General features: G+C 31.3%; 17 protein-coding genes. 12 read left to right on the top strand and 5 right to left on the bottom strand.

Annotated elements, in window-relative coordinates:
- Nucleotides 1-39: 39 nt before the first annotated feature.
- The 6 genes from Q4Q16_RS07660 to Q4Q16_RS07635 all read left to right on the top strand — a co-directional run bounded on the left by Q4Q16_RS07660 (nucleotide 40) and on the right by Q4Q16_RS07635 (nucleotide 4,797).
- Complete coding sequence (locus Q4Q16_RS07660; RefSeq protein ID WP_303347138.1) at nucleotides 40-1,485, top strand: AAA family ATPase; 1,446 nt, start codon at nucleotides 40-42, stop codon at nucleotides 1,483-1,485.
- Entirely contained in the window at nucleotides 1,478-2,542 is a 1,065-nt protein-coding gene (locus Q4Q16_RS07655) for a hypothetical protein (RefSeq protein ID WP_303347137.1), read from the top strand. Before Q4Q16_RS07660 ends, Q4Q16_RS07655 begins: the two co-directional genes overlap by 8 nt.
- A 22-nt stretch (nucleotides 2,543-2,564) precedes the next feature.
- A complete protein-coding gene (locus Q4Q16_RS07650; protein ID WP_303347136.1) occupies nucleotides 2,565-3,470 on the top strand; it encodes an SseB family protein in 906 nt (301 codons plus the stop codon).
- 9 nt (nucleotides 3,471-3,479) lie between these two features.
- The gene (locus tag Q4Q16_RS07645) at nucleotides 3,480-4,076 is read left to right on the top strand and encodes a hypothetical protein (protein ID WP_303347135.1); all 597 of its coding nucleotides are present in this window, start codon (nucleotides 3,480-3,482) and stop codon (nucleotides 4,074-4,076) included.
- Between the two features lie 9 nt (nucleotides 4,077-4,085).
- Nucleotides 4,086-4,424: a zinc ribbon domain-containing protein gene (locus Q4Q16_RS07640; RefSeq protein WP_303347134.1), complete on the top strand. Its 339-nt coding sequence runs from the start codon at nucleotides 4,086-4,088 to the stop codon at nucleotides 4,422-4,424.
- 79 nt (nucleotides 4,425-4,503) lie between these two features.
- On the top strand, nucleotides 4,504-4,797 hold the full coding sequence (locus Q4Q16_RS07635) for a hypothetical protein (protein ID WP_303347133.1): 294 nt from the start codon (nucleotides 4,504-4,506) through the stop codon (nucleotides 4,795-4,797).
- Nucleotides 4,798-4,819: 22 nt separating this feature from the next.
- Here Q4Q16_RS07635 and Q4Q16_RS07630 read toward each other — a convergent pair whose 3' ends face one another.
- Entirely contained in the window at nucleotides 4,820-5,146 is a 327-nt protein-coding gene (locus Q4Q16_RS07630; protein ID WP_303347132.1) for a hypothetical protein, read from the bottom strand.
- A 157-nt stretch (nucleotides 5,147-5,303) separates the two neighbouring features.
- On the opposite strand from Q4Q16_RS07630, the gene Q4Q16_RS07625 reads away from it, so the two are divergent.
- From Q4Q16_RS07625 to Q4Q16_RS07600, 6 genes are read left to right on the top strand one after another with little or no spacing between them, the layout of a single operon-like run.
- Nucleotides 5,304-6,275: an NAD(P)H-dependent glycerol-3-phosphate dehydrogenase gene (locus Q4Q16_RS07625; RefSeq protein WP_303347131.1), complete on the top strand. Its 972-nt coding sequence runs from the start codon at nucleotides 5,304-5,306 to the stop codon at nucleotides 6,273-6,275.
- Between the two features lie 9 nt (nucleotides 6,276-6,284).
- Nucleotides 6,285-7,052: a phosphocholine cytidylyltransferase family protein gene (locus Q4Q16_RS07620; protein WP_303347130.1), complete on the top strand. Its 768-nt coding sequence runs from the start codon at nucleotides 6,285-6,287 to the stop codon at nucleotides 7,050-7,052.
- Nucleotides 7,053-7,079: 27 nt separating this feature from the next.
- Nucleotides 7,080-8,762: a CDP-glycerol glycerophosphotransferase family protein gene (locus tag Q4Q16_RS07615; RefSeq protein ID WP_303347129.1), complete on the top strand. Its 1,683-nt coding sequence runs from the start codon at nucleotides 7,080-7,082 to the stop codon at nucleotides 8,760-8,762.
- Nucleotides 8,759-10,945, top strand: coding sequence for a bifunctional glycosyltransferase family 2 protein/CDP-glycerol:glycerophosphate glycerophosphotransferase (locus Q4Q16_RS07610; RefSeq protein WP_303347128.1), 2,187 nt, complete (start codon nucleotides 8,759-8,761; stop codon nucleotides 10,943-10,945). Before Q4Q16_RS07615 ends, Q4Q16_RS07610 begins: the two co-directional genes overlap by 4 nt.
- Nucleotides 10,946-10,982: 37 nt before the next feature.
- Nucleotides 10,983-11,411 carry a universal stress protein gene (locus tag Q4Q16_RS07605; protein ID WP_303347127.1) on the top strand — a complete coding sequence of 143 codons (429 nt, stop codon included), beginning with the start codon at nucleotides 10,983-10,985 and terminating at the stop codon, nucleotides 11,409-11,411.
- 9 nt (nucleotides 11,412-11,420) lie between these two features.
- A complete protein-coding gene (locus Q4Q16_RS07600; protein ID WP_303347126.1) occupies nucleotides 11,421-11,807 on the top strand; it encodes a hypothetical protein in 387 nt (128 codons plus the stop codon).
- A gap of 107 nt (nucleotides 11,808-11,914) precedes the next feature.
- Here the strand turns inward: Q4Q16_RS07600 and Q4Q16_RS07595 are convergent, their stop codons facing one another.
- The 4 genes from Q4Q16_RS07595 to Q4Q16_RS07580 all read right to left on the bottom strand — a co-directional run.
- Nucleotides 11,915-13,237 (bottom strand): UDP-glucose/GDP-mannose dehydrogenase family protein, encoded by a 1,323-nt coding sequence (locus tag Q4Q16_RS07595; protein WP_368660221.1) that lies wholly within the window; start codon nucleotides 13,235-13,237, stop codon nucleotides 11,915-11,917.
- A gap of 124 nt (nucleotides 13,238-13,361) precedes the next feature.
- Nucleotides 13,362-14,429 (bottom strand): glycosyltransferase family 2 protein, encoded by a 1,068-nt coding sequence (locus Q4Q16_RS07590; protein WP_303347124.1) that lies wholly within the window; start codon nucleotides 14,427-14,429, stop codon nucleotides 13,362-13,364.
- Between the two features lie 25 nt (nucleotides 14,430-14,454).
- Nucleotides 14,455-15,498, bottom strand: a complete 1,044-nt coding sequence (locus Q4Q16_RS07585) for a hypothetical protein (RefSeq protein WP_303347123.1) — start codon at nucleotides 15,496-15,498, stop codon at nucleotides 14,455-14,457.
- 30 nt (nucleotides 15,499-15,528) lie between these two features.
- Nucleotides 15,529-17,663: CDP-glycerol glycerophosphotransferase family protein (locus tag Q4Q16_RS07580; protein ID WP_303347122.1), on the bottom strand; the 2,135-nt coding region annotated here is incomplete at its 5' end.

Here is a 17,663-nt window from a genome sequence, read left to right as displayed (position 1 = left end):
TAACTTTTCAAATACATATTAATTAATAGTGATTATTATATGTTGAAGTGGACTGTTTGTAATAACTGCGGTAAAATTTTAGATAGCTCTCAAAATACTTGTCCTGACTGTCATAAAAGTGTAATGAAAGTTAATATGGACTATTTGGCTAATCAGTTATCTAATTTAAGTTTTCTTGTAAAGACATTAAATGTTTTTACTTCTTATTGTCCTTCTGTTAATGATTTGGAAAACATCGGCCTTGAAAATTTGATTGTTGACGATTTGTTCAAGTACTTTTCATATCTTGGTTTGGGTGACGGGAAAATAACTGATAATGAGCTTGAATTTATAAATTCGCTTTTAAACACAAATTTTTCAAAAGGAGATATAGTGAACCTGACTGATATGCAGTTAAACTGTGATATGCCTCTGTCATTTAAGGCTTTAGGTGAAATAGACGAATACTGCAAATCCCTTGATATTTATGGGCTAAACGCTTCTCTTGAATTATTCAATTCCTTTAAGTTGTTTGGAAAATTCTTTATAACCGTTGACGACTCCCTGGACGGGGAGGTGTTAAAACTCTACACAGACCATATACGTGGTCTTGAGGCCAAATTAAACATTGGGAAATCTGATTTAAAACCAGTTAGAATTGAGGCTGAGCAGATTTGTCAAGAGACACATTGTCTTGATGATTATTTAAGCGAATTAAACAAACTGGTTGGTCTTGAAAAAGTTAAAAAGGATGTCAACTCACTAATTAATCTGGTCCAAATCAGAAAACTGAGAGAACAGAGAGGCATCAGCCAGCCATCCATGAGCCTTCATCTTGTGTTTTCGGGAAATCCCGGAACCGGCAAAACCACTGTTGCAAGACTTCTCTCCAAGATTTATCATGAAATCGGTTTGCTTTCAAAAGGCCATCTGGTTGAAACAGACAGGTCAGGTCTTGTTGGAGGTTATGTTGGACAGACCGCCATTAAAACCCAGGAAGTTATAAAATCAGCTTTGGGAGGAATTCTATTTATTGACGAGGCATACTCCCTGACTTCCAAAAGTGAAAATGACTATGGCGGGGAGGCCATCGACACACTTTTAAAAGCAATGGAAGACAACCGTGGGGATTTGATAGTGATTGTTGCAGGATATCCTGCGCTGATGGAGAAGTTTTTATATTCAAATCCGGGTCTTGAGTCCAGATTTAACAAATTCATCTGTTTTGAAGATTATGATGCAGGGCAATTGTATGAAATATTCCTGCTGATGTGTGAAGATTCAAACCTTGCCCTGGACGAACCCGGTGATAAGTATATTAGGGAATATTTCAAAAAATTATATGAAAACAGATCTGCAAACTTTGCCAATGGAAGGGCAGTTAGAAATCTCTTTGAAGAAGTAATAACAAATCAGGCCAACAGATTGGCTCCCAAAGACAACATAACCGATGAAGAATTAAATACCTTGACTTATGAAGATTTTTTAGTTGATGAAAATGAGTGAAAAAATTTGTAGCAAATGCGGAAATAAAGTAAGCGGCGACGTAAAATTCTGCCCGATGTGCAGGTCGCAGTCATTTAGAAACATAAATGAGATTTCAAAACCTAAAAACACCCTGGTTCATAAGCTGTTTTATTATGATGAACGCAATCACTATATTCTATCAAAGTCCAAGGTCGGTGCACTTTTTGTGTTTTTAATATTTCTAACCACAAATTTCATACTGCCGACCAGGATTATCTCAGCTTTTATATTTTCCGTTATTGCATATTTAATCGGTCTTTCAGTTCACAAATTGACAAATCTCAAAGTCTCACCTGGGGTTCTTGAAAATAATGACTACGGACTGCTCACAGATTTAAAGCATTTGCTTTTCTACTGGCAGGATAAAAAAACAGGCGAACATGAATTTTCAAAGACAAAAATGATTTCTTTTTTGATGTTTGCACTGGTTTTTCTGATTAGTCCTAAAACCGGCGAGTTTCCCTTTTTCGTAAATATAACTGCTGCTCTGATTATTGCATTTCCGATATTTATAATCGGATATGCAGTTCACAGACTGACTTCATCAAAACCTGTTAAGAAGGTGGTTGAGAAAAGCCAGCCTGTTATCCATAAAAAAGAGGCTGAACCAAAAACAGAAATTAAAATCAAACCTAAAAGTGAAGTTTATCACTTCAGCAGGTACAGGCGGGAATTAAACGAGATAAAGATGATGTATGAAATAAAAGAGAGAAATGCCCGTGACTTAATTGAAAAGCGTTTCACACCTCCGCAGCTGACTTATGACAAGTTTATCTCATCTGTTGACAATTCAACCAAGATGTTCAATATTCACTCTGAGGTTATTTTAAATATTATTGACATGGCATCTCAGGACAGCGAAAAAATAGACCATGAGCTTAACGACAGGTTGGATATTCTCAAAACCCTTTTAAAAAAGATGGATGAGCTGATCGATGAGCTTGTCTTAAGTCTGAATGATGATGAAAAAGAAGGAGATCCGACCAATTTAATCAATGAACTTGATGACTTGATTGATTCTGTAAAAAGTTACTGATAAATAATATAATCAACAAACCATGATATTAATGACTAGCCATAAACACCTGCGAAAAGTAATTGAAGATATATATTCAAATGACAATAAACTGACCGAAGAGCTTGCTTTTAGACTGATTAATGAATTCAGATATTCTAATTTGTACATTCCATCTAAAAGAGAAAACAACACTCTGAATTTCATAATATATGAAGATGATGGCTCTAAAATCACTCCATTATTCACTGATTTAGATGAATTTCGGAAGTTCTTCCCAGATGATGATGTTGAAGTTCTCCAAAACCCCTTTGAATTATATCAGAATATTCTTAAAACCTCAGATATTGAAGGTTATATCTTAAATCCTGCCTGTGAGAAGTATCTCTTTAAAAAGGAATTTATTTTAGCCATTGACAACATTCCAAAAACAAATTTCTATACAACAAACCCTTACAGCGAAGAGGAACTGTTAAGTTTGAAAAAATCAGTCAGCAACACTGCTTTGGAAGATTTCATTGAAAATAAAAATAATATTGGAGATTTTGAAGGATTGTTTGAGCATATGGCCAATTCCCAGCTTCTATGTCTGATGCTGTCTGATTTAAACATCCCAAGGGAGATGATTTCACTTAAAAAAACAGGTCCGATAGCTTATATGTATACAGATAAAGTCGGAGGGGTTTATGCAACTCTATTTACCTCTGAGAGCAAAATGGATGCAGTCAGGACAGATAAGAATAAATATTCACAGCTGATTAATCTTGCAACTCTGGTTAATTTTATCCTGTCTGAGGACATGGACGGTCTTATCATCAATCCTCAAAGCAGCAATGTCCTGATTCCGAGAATGACACTTTTGAGATACTCCCTTGGTTTTGAAAAATATTGTAATGATGAAAGGCTGTCTGAAGCCATGTATTACATATTTAATAGTGAAAAAATATAGGTTATAATTATGTCTGAATTATCACAACTAATTGAAATTGCCAAAAACATTGAAAAGCAGAATGCAGAAATTATCAGCCTTCTAAAAAAAATAGCTGATGAGGAAGATAAACCTCAGCAAAATCCTGTTATTGATTTGGGGGAGCTGTATTTATCAAATGATGGAACTTTTGAGGTTGAAGAAAGAGGTGAGGTTGAAAACACCTTGCAGATCGGATCCCTGCTTGACACCTCCATTGATGTAGGTGAGGTATACTTTATTGAGGACGGAGATATCTTCTGCTTGTCAGTTAAGGATGGTGAAACCCTAATCGATAATCTGACCTCTGCAGCTCAGGCTGATGAGTTTTCCCTGCAGGAATCAATAGCCTGCAAATCAGTTGAAAATAGCGCTGCACTGGATGACGGTACAGTAATACTGAGCAGCAGTCAGTGTGAAAATCTGCCTGAAACTTTAAGGATTTGTGTGGAGCAGGGCGCCAAAAAGGTTTACATGCCTCTTTTTGCATCTGCACAACTGGTTGGAGCGCCCCAGTCACTGATGGACATATTAAAGTTTGATTTTTATAAAAATAATGAGAATCTGATTGAAAAATTATTCGGATAGGTGATTTTGATGTCTAAGTTTTGCCCTTTCTGCGGCGAGGAACTGGTGGAAAGTGCCAAGTTTTGTAAAAACTGCGGTGAAAAGCTTGAAGTAAATACCTTTAAAGAGGATAACAGGATTAACCCTACTCAAGGTTATAATCCTCCTCAAATCAAAAAAAGCCATAATTTAGCATTGATTGCAGGATATATATGCGCTTTTTTAATTCCCATTTTCGGCATAATAATCGGTATTTATTTGGTGAGCAGAAAGGATTCTGATACTGCTAAACGTCACGGAAAATACGTTATTGCAGTGTCTTTTTTCATAACCTTTTTATCATTTTTAGCACAGATCAGGTTTATGTAAACGGCAAAACGCAGATGTTATTTTACAGGGCAAACATTTAATTTAATTTATTTCAAACAGAATCAGAGGGCTTGTGCAAATGAAAGAAATAACAGTCAGCAGGGATTTTGATGTGGATGAAATCACATCCAGAATAAACAGCATCATGTCAAGATGGTCAATTCAACTTTTGGATATCAACGGGCCGAACTGGTTAATATTCGGCTATGATATGGAGATAAAATTCATTTTCAAATTTCAGCTTGACTTCAATGACCTTGAAACCCGTATTAAATTGGAGGATTTAAAGCTGAATGTCATCCATCACATCGAAGGGTTAAAGGACGAAACGGCTTATAGGGATAATCTAATAAATGCCGTCTTTTTCGATTAAAAAAAAGTAAAAGAATTAATGATTAATTAATTCTTGTATTATAATATCTTACACCGTCTTCATCATAGGTATACCATCTGTTTACCTCTTCATCATATTTCTCGCCGATAACAGGCACATAGGAATCTGATTGAGGATTATATACCTTATATGTTGTATTGTTAATAGTTAAATTGGTACGAGGAGAATTGTCTCCCACAACAGTTGTATTATTAACGTCACCGGTGTTTGAATCATCGGTATTCGGGTTTAAAATGTTGTCTCCATTATAAACGCTGTAAATACCTGCGGCTATTAATGCAACAACAATAATTGCAATTGCAATTAGAATTATGTTTTTGGTTTTCATAATCTACACCTTGATTAATTATTTAAATGAACTGGTATATTAATATAAAGATTTATTTTTTCGTTTTGAAGTTACTGCTTAAATTTCTTTTAAAACAAAACATTATATTTAATTAAAAAAATATATTAATAATATACAAATTTTTAATAGGTGTATTATGGATTTGAAAGTAGGTGTAATTGGAGCCGGTGCATTGGGTACGGCCATATCTCAGCAGATAAGTAAAAATGTATCTCAGCTAATATTGTTTTTAAGAAACAGGGACCTGTGTGATGATATCAACAATTTAGGATACAATACTCAATACTATCCTAATTCCAGGTTAAATGACAATATTAGGGCAAGTGTTGATATTGATGATTTATCGGACTGTGACATTATATTTCTGGCCATACCCTCTTCTGCATTCAGACAGACATTAAGGGATCTTCAACCGGTTGTTAAAAATGATGCAGTTATTGTCACAACCGCTAAGGGAATTGAATATCCTTCACTTAAAACAATGGGAAATCTCATTGAAGAGTATTTTGATGAAAATTACGTTGCAGTGTCAGGACCTAATTTTGCATCTGAAATAATGCTTGACCTGCCGACAGTAACGAATATTGCTTCTAGAAGCTATGAAAACTCACTTAAGGTTAAACAGGTGCTGACAACCAAACAGCTTAAGGTGAAAATTATTGATGATGTTAAGGGAATCGAGATTTGCGGCGTTTTAAAAAACATAAATGCAATAGCTAACGGTATCTGTGAAGGAATGAACGTTAATGAAAATGCAAGATTCGGAATTTTAACCAAAGGTTTTAAAGACACAATCATGATTATCGAAGCAATCGGAGGAAAATCCGAAACTGTTCATGAGTACTGCGGATTCGGGGATTTGATATTGACTTCAACATCCTATGAAAGCAGAAACCATACTCTTGGAATATTGTATGGTCAGCGACTGATTATTGATGAGCAGGCAAGCGGTATTGTATTTGAAGGTAAAAATTCAATCAGGGCAATTAAAGATATTTGTCTAGACAATGAAGTTCACAGTGATATTGTAAACTTCGTATTTGAAGTAATAATTAAAAAGACAATTCCTACAAAGGCGTTTAATAAATTATGGGAAAATATAGAATAGGTGAGAATAATGATAGGTGTGATTTTATCAGCAGGAATGGGAACAAGGCTAATGCCCCTTACTAAAGAAATTCCCAAACCACTACTTAAAATTAATAATGTGACATTACTTGAAAGAATGATTAAAAACTGTATGAATGCAGGAATAATGGAATTTATATTGATTGTTGGATATAATAAGGAAAAGGTATATGATATTGCTCCTGTACTTGAAGAAAAGCTGGATATATCAATTAGGATTATAGAAAATACAGAATATGACATAACAAATACCTCGGTATCGACTTATCTTGCAAGTTCATTTATTGAAAAGGAAAATCCTGATGACTTTATACTGATTAATGGGGATAATGTGGTTGATCCTGAAATCATTGAAAGAATAGCTGAAACCGGCAACACAAGCCTTATAGTTGATAATTTTAAGGATTTAAATGAAGAATCCTTTAAGTTGATTTTAAGTGATGTAAAAACCAGTGGTGACGGCTCAATAGCTAATGGGACCATTTCACAAATCGGAAAGGAAATCGACATATCCTCATCAACCGGAGAATTTATCGGTGTTTCAAAGGTCATAAAAGAGGATGTTGCCCGTTTTAATGAAATATTAACCGACCTGATTAGTGAAGACAGACAGAATTATTATGATTTTGCATATAAGACACTTTCCTGTGACACTAAAATCGATTATGTTTTAACAAATGGCCTTAAATGGACTGAAATCGACGATCATAATGACTGGGAAACTGCAAACAAGTTAGTTGACGAATTTGAAAACTGATTTTCAGCTCTTAAGTTAGTGATTATATTGGCTCTAAAAGATAAAATTAGAAATTTAAAAGAATGTTTGGACAACAGAAGCATTTATGATGGGTATTATAACGATGCAGTTTGTGATGATATTGTCTATTTGGAGTCAAGAAACGGTAAGGATTTCACAGGAAACATTTTTAGAATAACACAGGAGCTATCAACCGGTGAATATGGTGATTTCAGAATATATGTTTATGCATCAAAGGAAGTTAAATCCAAAATTGATCTCTTCGGGAAAAATTATAATCTAAACATAACCGAAATCATCACAGATGATAAAAAGGCAACTGAAATATTACATAAAGCAAAATATATTTTCACCGACTCGGGGATTCGAAACAAATACATTAAAAAACAGGGTCAGATTTTCATCAACACCTGGCACGGCACACCGTTGAAGTTAATGGGATTTGACAATCCTGCTGAGAGGACAAGCATCGGAATAATACAGAGGTCTTTCTTTTTCAGCGATTACCTGTTATATCCTAATGACTATATGATGGAGAAGATGACTCATGCATATATGATTGATAAAATTTTCCGGGGAAAAATGCTTCTTGAAGGATATCCAAGAAACAGTGTATTTCTGGATAAAACAAACATTAAAGACAGGCTCGGTCTTGGCGATAAAACTGTTTATGCATATCTGCCTACATATAAGGGAATTTTAAGCAAAAGAAAAGATGAAAAGCAAAAAGAGGATGTTGAGAAATTTCTTGATAAAATAAATTCCAGGTTTTCTGACCATCAGATTTTATTTGTCAAATTCCACCCGTACAATCAATCAAAAATCGATTTTTCAAGATATGGTCATATTAAAGCTTTTCCTGACGGCTTTGAAAATTATGATATTTTAAACATTGCCGATGTTCTGGTTACTGATTACTCCAGTGTGTTTTTTGATTTTGCAAATAGCGGAAAAAAGATTGTTATTTTTAATTATGACGAGGAGGAATATTTAAAGGACAGAGGATTATATATTCCTTTAGAGTCCCTTCCTTTTCCAAAAGTTCAAAATACAGATGAGCTGATTGATGAACTCAATGGATTGAAAAATTATGACGATGAGAAATTTGTCAAGGAATTTTGCAGATATGACTCAAAAGACAGCGTGAAACGTATATGCAGTAGTGTGATTGGCGGCGATATTGTCTGTAAATATGGACAAATTGAAAATCCGAATAAGAATATTCTATTTTATGTCGGGTCTATGGATAATAGTGAAGTGAAAAATAAACTTATTCAAATGCTCGAAGAGATGGAAAATGTGAATGTTTTTCTTTCATACAAACAATGGGATAAAAACATAAATGAAAATTACATGACGCTATTTGATGACATTCCCAAAAACGTTGAATTTTTGCCGTTAAGTCATAATATCGCCCCGACATTTAAGGAAAAAATAGACTTGATAAAGTTCATTAAAGGCACGGAATTAAATGAGAACTTGATAAAGTTATTCAACCGGTCTTATAAAAGACAGTACGGTAATTTTAAATTTGATTTAGTAATAGATTTTGCAAGCAACGACCTTGAATCATTGATATTTGCACATTCAGGACTTGACAATGCAATTGTAACTGATGAAAGCACACAGTCTAAAATCTCCAGTCAGTTCAATAAAATCTATAGTATATCAGATATTGATTTAGAAAAAATCATTGGTGAGGACAGATGACATTTGTAAGCATAATTATTCCATTTAATAAAGAAGAGAGATACCTGAAAGACTGCTTAGACAGCATCAGTGAAGAAAATATAAGTGATGCTGAAATTATTTTAATATTAAATAATGCTGATGATTCGATTTATGAATTTTTAAATGATTACAGTGATTTAAAAATAAAAACAATCTCATTCGATAATAGGATTGGTGTTGCAAAGGCACGTAACATCGGATTGGAAAATGCCTGCGGAGAATATGTGTACTTTATAGACAGTGATGATTATTTAAATAAGGATTCATTAAACAAACTCATTGACGCGGCTAAAAAAACCGGCGCCGATTTAATAAACGGTGAACGTATAAATACATATTACATCCGCAATCGTTTTAATGAAGAATTAGAAAAACCCCATATTGTCCCCCTTGAAAAAGGCAATCTGAGTGATATGAAATATTCAATCAGACTTCTTGTCGGAGAAAAAACAGACAGATATGAATTAATGTCCTGTCTGCACTCTTTGATTAAAAGAGAGAAAATTTCAGATACCAGATTCGACGAAAAACAAAGATACTTTGCAGATTATTACTTTATGATTGATGCTTTGGAAAACATCACTAGCTTTTATGGCGTTGAGGATGCCGTCTATGCAAAAAGAATAAGGGATGATCCTGTAAATATCACATCACTCAATCAGGAAATTGAGGATGACAGTCTTCTGATTCATTTAAAACAGTTTTCTGAAATTAAAGGCATTTTAAAAAATAAAAAGGATGTGAAATTTCAGATTTTAAATTCAGAAGTTTCCCGCACAATGTATGATTTTTACTATCATGACTTTGCACTTAAATACATCACTGATAAAGACGAGAAATGGAGAAATGAGTATTTTAATGAAATGGGTAAAATATCTAAATATTTCAATCCCGAAGATATAAACTGGAAATCCAGATATGAAATAAATGCACTGCAGTCAGGAAATGCCAAAACATTTAAAAGACTTGTTCAATCCCGTTACATATATGTGAATCTTAAAAGAATAATGGAAAATCACAATAGATTTAATTCCACATTATACTATGGAATTTATAATAAAAAAGAGATTAAAGACAATCAGATAATATTCATTAGTTTTGGGGGCAAATACTACTCAGATAGTCCGAAATACCTCTATGAATATTTATATGAACATTATAATGACAGATTTGATTTTGTCTGGGTTGTTAATGATACATCAATTGAGATTCCAGGAAATCCCAAAAAGGTAAAAAGATTCACACGTCAATACTACAAAGAGGTTGCCAGATCCAAATATTGGGTAACCAATGGAAGACATTCTGACAGACTGAATAAAAGAGACGAACAGGTTATTATATCCACATGGCACGGCACTCCCCTTAAAAAACTCGGATTGGATATTGGAGACATTTACAGTAAAAACCCTAAAATCAAACAATCTTATATTAAGCACGGTGTGGAATGGGATTATCTGATTTCACCAAACAGATACACATCAAATATTTTAAAAAGTTCTTTTGCATACTCAGGAGATATTCTGGAAACAGGCTATCCGAGAAATGATATTTTATATAATGCAGATGAAAGCCAGATTAGTCAGATTAAGAAAAATTTGAATTTGCCTGATGATAAGAAAATTATTCTTTACGCTCCAACATGGAGAGACGATGAGTTTTATGAATCAGGTTCCATAAAATTTACTTTAAAACTGGAATTGGATAAGTTAAAAGAAGCTATAAGTGATGAATACATTATTCTAGTAAGAACTCATTATTTTATTTCCAATAATCTTGATTTGTCAGAATTTGAAGGTTTTGCTTTTGATGTTAGTCAATACAATGATATTGCAGAATTGTATTTAATCAGTGATATGCTAATCACCGACTATTCAAGTGTGTTTTTTGACTTTGCAAATCTTAAAAGGCCAATTTTATATTATACCTATGATTTGGATAAATATGAAGGTGTGCTTAGAGGATTCTACATAGATATTCGAAAAGACGTCCCGGGTCCGTTACTGTTCACTACAGAAGAAATAATTGACAGTATTAAAAACATCGAATCCATTAAAGATGAATACAGCGAAAAATACGATGAATTTTACGAAAGGTTCTGCAGTATCGATGATGGAAACGCATCAAAAAGGATTGCTGAAATAGTTTGGAAAGAGAATATATAAACAATTAAAATCAAATATAATATTAAAGGTGTTAATAATGTATAATAAAATTTTACTCCCAACTGACGGGTCAGGATATGCTGATCAAGAAATCGATAGAGTAACTAAATTGATAGACTGTGACGGTGAAATAATAATATTATCAGTTGCTGGAAAATTAACTTCAAGCGCTTTTCAAAGCAGAAAACATGTTCAAAAGGTTAATGCAGGAATGTTAAATGAAGCTAAGGGAATTGTGGCAAAAATGAAGAAAAAGTTCCCTGAAGGATACAATATCAAAACTATTGTTAAAACAGGTTTTCCGGCTGAGACAATTAACGAAGTCGCTGAAAAAGAAGGGGTTGAATTAATCGTTATCTCATCTTCAGGAAAAAGCGGTCTTCACAAGTTTATAATAGGCAGCGTAGCTGAAAAAGTCTTAAAGACTGCTGAACGAGATGTTTTGTTAGTTCACAATACTGATTAAGGGGAAAACATGGATATAAAAAATATTGTTATCATTGCAGTTGCAATAGTTTTAATACTTGGAGGTATTTTTGTATACATCTCAGCAAATACACATGATACAAAAATTAGTTTTATATCAAACAGTACAATACAAAACGGAGATAACATCACTGTTCAACTTAAGGATGTATATAAAAAAGAAATTTCCGGCCAAATGATTGATTTAAAAATCTTAGATGATTCAGGTTGGGCTCATAAGTATAATGTGACTACTGATGAATCAGGCCAGGGCAGTATTCAGGTTTTAGGATTCGATAACGGAAACTACACAATACATGCAAATTATAATGGAACTTTATTTTTAAGGGAATCCCATCAAAACTTTGCTTTTTCAATTGATGATGGATATTCATAATATTTCCATTATTCTTTTTAATTTTTGATTTAATATTGCTTAATTATCTGAAAGTTCATATAAATTGTAAAAAACAGATAATACTTAAAAATTGTTTATTGAACTGATTAACATCCAATTTGATATAATTCAAATCCATTTTCAACAATTTTTTTATCATAAATGTTTCTTCCATCAAAGATAATTTTCTGATTCATTCTTTCTTCAAGTTCGATTAAATCAAGGTTTCTAAATTCTTTCCATTCAGTAATGAGAATTAAACCGTCCGCATTATTTAATGCATCATAACGTGAGTTAAAAAACTCAATATTGTCCAGATATTCATTAGGCATTGATTTTATAAATTCTTCTGTTGCTTGCGGATCATATGCTTTTATTTTTCCGCCTTTATTAATGATTTCCTTACAGACAACACGTGATGTGGCTTCCCTTACGTCATCTGTTCCTGGTTTAAATGAAAGTCCCCAGATACAAAAGGTAAGGTCTGATAAATCATTTCCAAATCTATCAGTTACTTTGTTTGCTAAAACTTTCTTCTGATTTTCATTAACCAATTCAACATTTGATAAAATACGTGGTGTATAACCGTTATCCTTTGATGTATTTATAAGTGCTTGAACATCTTTTGGAAAACAGCTTCCCCCATATCCGCATCCTGCATAAATAAAATCATAACCAATACGTTTATCACTGCCGATACCTAAACGGACATTTTTAACATTTGCTCCGGTAACTTCACAAATATTGGCTATTTCATTCATAAATGATATTTTAGTGGCAAGCATTGCATTAGCTACATATTTAGTCATTTCAGAACTTTTAACATCCATTAAAACAAAACGGTCATGATTTAATACGAATGGAGCATATAATTCTTTAAGTATCTCGAACACTTCTTCTTTTTCAGCACCAATAACAATCCTATCTGGATGTAAGCAATCCTCAATTGCATGACCTTCCTTTAAAAATTCAGGATTGGAAGCTACTTCAATTTTAACATAAGATTTCCTTTCTTTAAGAATATCATTCATCATCTCTTTTACTTTAAAACCAGTTCCGACAGGAACTGTTGATTTAATAACAATCAAAGTGTCTTTTGTGATGTTATTTGCAACATCATTAACTGCTGAAAAGATATAATTTAAATTGCAACTACCATCTTCTGCCATTGGTGTGCCTACTGCAATAAAAACAATATCAGAATCATCTAGTGCTTCTTTAATATCCGTAGTGAATATAAGATCTCCGGTTTCCTGGCTGTTTTTTACAAGAGTTTCAAGGTTAGGTTCAAAAATAGGCATGATATTGTTTTTCAGACCTTTAATTTTTTCATTATCAATATCGACACAATATACCTTATTACCCATTTTTGCAAAACATGCTCCAGTTACAAGCCCCACATATCCAGTTCCAACAACAGTTAATCTCATACTTATCATTCCTTTACATAGAATATTGAATTATTAAATTTATCTGTTTATTAATCTTTTAATAAATCTCAATGGCTTTGTTAATTTCCAGCTTTTTGAAGACAAAATCTGATTTATTTTATTTTTATTTTTTTTTATTTTCTTTTTCTAAATCTTTAATTTCCCTGTTAAGACTATTATTTTCTTCTATTAAATATTTGTTTTGAACCTTAATATAATTTAAATTAAAGTTATCATATGAAGTTGAAGATGTGAAAGATTCAAAATTAACTTTATTTTTATAGGTTAATGAATTAAAAAACTCGTTATAAATCTTATTGTTTTTAAAATATAAAAAATGTTCCTTTATTTTATTAAAGAATTCTGATTTATATTCCTCTTCAGTTTTTGAAAACCATAAAAAACATTCACTAACTTTGCTGTTGTACAGTTTATGTTTATATTGTTCAAAACGGTTACATTCTTTAAATACATCCCAGGTAAGATCAGTTATTTCTATAATGTCCATATACTTATAATTGCCTAATGTGGTTGTTGAATTCGAATGTCTCCTGCGGATATATAAATATTCAGGATAAATATACATTCTTTTGGCACTGAGAATAACTTTCCAGAAGAAAATATTATCTTCAAAAATAACTCCTTCCGGGAATTTAATGGAGTTATCTCTAATGAATTCATGACTATAAAATTTATTAACCGGTGATCTGGCTGTTGAAAAAATTAAATTACCCATATCTTCATGATTAAATACGACTCCATTTTTAAATTTGGATAACTTTTTTAAATCATAGTTAGGGGATTTAAAGTATTCATTGCTTTCATCATCATAATTTATCATTTTAAACATTACAACATCTAATGATTTATCAGCCGCATTATTGTAGAGGGCTTCAAGCGCACCGGGTTTTAAGATATCATCTGCATCCATAAAGTAAATGAATTCACCCTGTGATAAATCCAACCCTTTATTTCTAGCAGCGCCCTGTCCTTTATTTTCTTGAGAAAATATTGTAAAACGAGGATCTTTTCTATTATACTCACTTAGAATTTCTAATGAAGAGTCTGTTGAACCGTCATTTATACAGATTATTTCAATGTCTTTTAATGTTTGATTAATGATGCTATCTAAGCACTCCTCCAAATATTCTTCACCGTTATACACCGGGATAATTACGGAAACCTTAATCATGAATTTCACCTGATAATTATTTATATTAAAATTTATTGCCTATTAATCTTAAATATTTAGTAATTTTCCAACTTCTAGAAGAGAGAACATCTTTTTTAAATTTTTTCAATGATTTAATTTCTTTTTTAAGAGAGTTATTTGCATTTCTTAATGAATTATTAGTTGCTCTTAACTGTTCACATTCTAAAATATGATTATCAAAATTGGATAGAGAATCGTAACTTAAATTATTTCCAAGCATATCTGATTCATTAAGAACAAACATTGAAGAAGAAAAATTTAATGGAATGTGCCCCTTATTTTGACCAGTAATATATATTTTAATATTATTTGCATTGCCTTCAAAAGGCAGATTAGATAAATCTGATAAAAAATGCAGATATTGCATATTAAAATCTCTTTCAACACTACAATCTAAAATTAAAATGGCATTGGGAATATATTTTTCTTTTTTCATCATTTCAATAGCATTAATTCTGTATCCATATTTATTGATGATTTCATCATCATCCATATTTATAAAAATATATTTTTTAAAGCTTTCCCAATAGTTAAACCAAAGTTCATTTAAATAAAATTGAGGAATGTCACAGATTGCTGTGGAACCTTTAACCATGGTAGATAAAAGAAGTGAAGTGTATCCTCCTGCAGAAGATCCATAGAACAGAATATTATCATTTTTTAATCCTAAATTTTCAGCAATAGCAAGAGAAATATCTCTAATTTTTTCTAAATAATAATCCTCCTTGGTTCCCACACCATATCCGCAATAAATATCATCATTAATATAATTTGTAGGATCATTAAAACAAATCATAGAATCTTTAACATCTTTACACCATGACCATCTATTAAGATAAGGACGAGTCCTATCAATAGGTTTATTGGATGGTATAGCTCCACTTGCTTGAACAATTAATTTTTGACTATTTTCTTTTAAATTCATAAAAAATTCATACTTAACATCATTAATAAAGGTAATTAATCCAAAAGACTCGTTGTAAGGTAAATCTGCTTTGGAAATATCATCAAAGTTAATTTGAATAATATTGTCTGTCAATTGATTCATAAAATAACTCCTATTATTAATTAAAAATAACTAATTTTCATCAGATAAAATCCATTCATAAACTCTTTTACAATTATCAGTATCAGTATACATGAAAAAATCATCAACGCGTGATTTGTATTTGTCTTCCATCTCGCAATTGTTAGCTATATAAAATTTAATTTTATTGACCAAATCATTTTCCTCTTTTATCACATCTCCAAAACCCATAGTATCATATTTGAAATATCCGTTTTCCGAATCAAAATGATAATCAGAACCGTAATGATAATAAATCAAAGGTTTTTTTAGATAGGCAAAATCAAAGAAAATAGAAGAATAATCTGTGATTAAGATAGATGACTCATTAAAAATTTCCTGATATTTTTTTTCATAATCAATAATGACATATTCGTTTTCATCAAAAACATCAATGAACTTATACAAATTAGGATGCGGTTTGAATATGATTTGATAATTGTTTTTTTCAGCAAAATCAATTAGATTCCTGTTATTGATTAAATTGTTCCACCTTTTAAAATACTCTGAGTTAACTAACTCAATTTCAGATTTAATATAATTTCTCCAAGATGGCATAATTACAATTTGCTTTTTAACATGATTATTATTTAAATTATCATATCTTGGAAGGCCTAAAGCCTGGATAATTGATTCATCATAATTGTATCCGTCTTCTAAAAGAGAATTCTTTTCAAGAACGGATGACGCTAAAATTAAAGAGAGATTTTTACTGTCCTTTTTAAGCCATCTTGACATATTGTCTTTAGAAACACCATGTCTTAAATAATACTTTTTAAGTGTGAATAAACCGCTTAAAAGACGATTGTTTTTATTCCAAAATGGATTGAAGTCAGAATCTCCAGGGTGTGATGAAATAACCTTTTCAGCAAATAAATAAATAATTTTATGTTTAATAGAACCAAAAGCTAAAACATTCTTATTAATTTTTAATAAACGATTATAATCCACACTGTCTTTATTTACAACAAAATAATATTCAATATCTTCTTTTTGATTAAGGGAGTATTTAAAAAGATGTTCCGCATTATCATCCGCTAGATTTTTACGGTCCATGAAAATCCATATTCTTTTATTTTTCATGAAAATAAATAAAATCAGATATGAAAATCTAAATAGTATGCCTTTAATCCAATACTGAGGCCTATCTGAAATGATTTTTTTCAAATCGAAAAACTCATTTTTAAGTATTTTACTAAAAGAGTTATTGGTAATAATAATTGCATTTAATTTAAATAAAATCAAGCAGTCATCTAAAATAGAATAATGGCTATATTTAGATAAATTTGACTGTTTAGAAAAGTTAAATTTAGGGTAAATTTGAATTTTATCAAGGTTATCTTCATAAACTAATCTAAAAGAAACTTTCAATTCATCAGTATTTAAATATGAAATCGCTTCTTTAATAGGGATTTTAAAATCAAATGAGTAATACCAATTCCATAAATGGGATAAAAACTTCACTGTTTTTTTATCGCTATATTTAACGAACTGTGATTTAAAAATTTCAGTTTCACCTTTAAAATCCTTAACTGCCTCTATATAAATATTGTCGTGTGGAAGGATGCTAGTATAAAAACCTGAGCAGATAAGATTATTGTTTTTAATCTCGATAATTTGAAACCAGATATTATGTTTTGAATATTTATCGATAGTGAACTCATTATTTCCGGTTTTTAAAATAACATCATTATATGTTTTTTTTGTATTGGATCCATATTTTATAAACAGAATAAATTTCTGAACATTTTTTTCTAAAATATCTTTACTGTTCCTTAGCAGGTCATCATCAAATACATTTAAAAGTTCCCCGAAATAACTCCAGAAATATTCTTTTTCATCTTCAATGAAAATTTCAGGAATTTTAATTAGAAATTGAACTAAATATAATGCTGTATATTTAATAAATAATGGACAGTCATCTTCACTGGAAAAATATGACATAAAATTACTAAAAAAATCTAATTTATTAAAAAAGAATGTTTTATCATAATATTCCTGATTTAATCCTAAGTAATCCTCATAAGATTTAAGATAATTAATATATGAGCTTGGATGTTTTAAAATTCCATATTTAAACTTGTCAGACAACAATTTATTAACAAAAAATATGTTATATTCTAAATCAGAATTGGTTTTTATAAAAT

The organism is Methanobrevibacter sp. (genome assembly GCF_030539875.1).
GTDB lineage: Archaea > Methanobacteriota > Methanobacteria > Methanobacteriales > Methanobacteriaceae > Methanocatella.
This window is presented reverse-complemented; position numbering and strand designations above follow the sequence as displayed.